Source organism: Micromonospora sp. 4G55 (genome assembly GCF_016803375.1).
Genome location: NZ_JAEVHN010000837.1, coordinates 1 through 2,372, shown reverse-complemented (window position 1 = coordinate 2,372; position 2,372 = coordinate 1). Strand labels below are relative to the sequence as shown.

Annotated in this window: 1 protein-coding gene; it reads left to right on the top strand. The window is 74.8% G+C overall.

Going from position 1 to position 2,372, the window contains the following annotated elements:
- Positions 1-2,372: type I polyketide synthase (locus JNW89_RS34950; RefSeq protein ID WP_238452277.1), on the top strand; the 2,372-nt coding region annotated here is incomplete at both ends.

Sequence of the window (2,372 nt, the reverse complement as noted above, 5' to 3'; positions counted from 1 at the left end):
GTGCTGGCCCGGCACCTGGTCACCACCCACGGCGTCCGGCACCTGCTGCTGGCCAGCCGGAGTGGACCGGACGCCCCCGGTGCCGCCGCGCTGCGCGACGAGCTGACCGCCCTCGGCGCCCAGGTCACCCTCGCCGGCTGCGACGTCGGCGACCGCGACGCCCTCGCCACACTGCTCGCCACGGTCCCCACCGACCAGCCGCTCACCGGCGTCGTGCACGCCGCCGGGATCGTCGACGACGGCACGTTCGACAGCCTCACCCCACAGCGGCTGGACGCGGTGCTGCGCCCCAAGGCCGACGCCGCCTGGCACCTGCATGAACTGACCCGCGACGCCGACCTGCGCGCCTTCGTGCTCTACTCCTCGGCCGCCGGCTTCCTCGACGGCTCTGGGCAGGCCAACTACGCGGCGGCCAACACCTTCCTGGACGCCCTCGCCGCGCACCGCCGGGCCGCCGGGCTGCCCGCCACCAGCCTCGGCTGGGGGCTCTGGCCCCGGGACATCGGCATGGGCGCCGGGGTGGACGACGTCGCCGCGCACCGGGTGAGCCGCCTCGGGCTGCGGGAACTAACCGTCGCGCAGAACCTCGCCCTCTTCGACGCCGCGCTCGGCGTGGACGAGCCGTTCCTGGCGCCGCTCCACTTCGACCTGGCGGATCTGCAACGGCGGGCCGCCGAGCTGCCACCGTTGCTGCGCCGGCTGGTCCGCGCGCCCCGGCGGCCCGCCGCCCGGGCCGCCGCCGGTGCCGTCCCGGTCGAGCTCTCCCTGGCGCGTCAGATCGCCGAGCTGACCGAGGCGGAGCGTACGTCGGTCCTGCTGGACCTGGTCCGTACCCAGGTGGCCGCCGTGCTCGGGCACAGCGCTGCGGACGCCATCGCGCCCCGGCAGGCGTTCAACGAGATCGGCTTCGACTCGCTGGCCGCGGTGGAGCTGCGCAACCGGCTCAACGCGGCCACCGGGCTGCGGCTGACCGCCACCCTCGTCTTCGACTACCCGAACCCGCGCGCGCTGGCCGCGCACCTGGTCGAGAAGCTGCTCGACCTGCGCCCGGCGGCCGAGCCGGTGCGGGCCACGGTGCGCGCCGTCCCCGACGAGCCGATCGCCATCATCGGCATGAGCTGCCGCTACCCGGGCGGGGTCAGCTCGCCGGAGGAGCTGTGGCGGCTGGTCGCCGAGGGGGTGGACGCGATCGGCGAGTTCCCCGCCGACCGGGGCTGGGACATCGACGAGCTGTACGACCCGGAGCCGGGCCGGTCGGGGCGTACCTCGACGAAGGAGGGCGGCTTCCTCTACGACGCCGCCCTGTTCGACCCGGACTTCTTCGGGATCAGCCCCCGCGAGGCCAGCGCCATGGACCCGCAGCAGCGGCTGATGCTGGAGGCGTCCTGGGAGGCGTTCGAGCGGGCCGGCATCGATCCGCACTCGGTGGCCGGCTCGCGTACCGGGGTGTTCGCCGGGGTGATGTACCACGACTGGGCGACCCGGCCCGGCGAGATGCCGGAGGAGGCGCTGGGCTACCTGGGCAACGGGGGCCACACCAGCGTGGTCTCCGGGCGGGTCGCGTACGTGCTCGGGCTGGAGGGGCCGGCGGTGACCGTGGACACCGCCTGCTCGTCGTCGCTGGTGGCGCTGCACTGGGCGATCCAGGCGCTGCGCACCGGGGAGTGCGAGCTGGCCCTGGCCGGCGGCGTGACCGTGATGTCCACCCCGGACACGTTCATCGACATGAACCGGCAGGGCGGTCTCTCCTCGGACGGGCGGTGCCGGTCGTTCGCCGCGTCGGCCGACGGCACCGGTTGGGGTGAGGGGGTCGGCGTCCTGCTGGTCGAGCGGCTCTCCGACGCCCGCCGCAACGGTCACCCGGTCCTGGCGGTGGTGCGTGGTTCGGCGGTCAATCAGGACGGCGCGTCGAACGGCATGACCGCGCCGAACGGCCCGTCGCAGCAGCGGGTGATCCGGGCCGCGCTCGCGTCGGCGGGTGTCAGCGCCGCCGAGGTCGACGCGGTGGAGGCGCACGGCACGGGTACGACGCTGGGCGACCCGATCGAGGCGCAGGCGCTGCTCGCCACGTACGGCCGGGAGCGCCCGGCGGAGCGCCCGCTCTGGCTCGGCTCCATCAAGTCCAACCTCGGGCACACCCAGGCCGCCGCCGGGGTCGCCGGGATCATCAAGATGGTCCACGCGATCCGCCACGGCGTCCTGCCGCCCACCCTGCATGTCGACGCGCCGTCGCCGCAGGTGGACTGGTCCGCCGGTGCGGTGGAGCTGTTGACCGAGGGGCGCCTGTGGCCGGTGAACGGCCATCCGCGTCGGGCGGGCGTGTCGTCGTTCGGCATCAGTGGCACCAACGCGCACGTCATCATCGAGCAGGC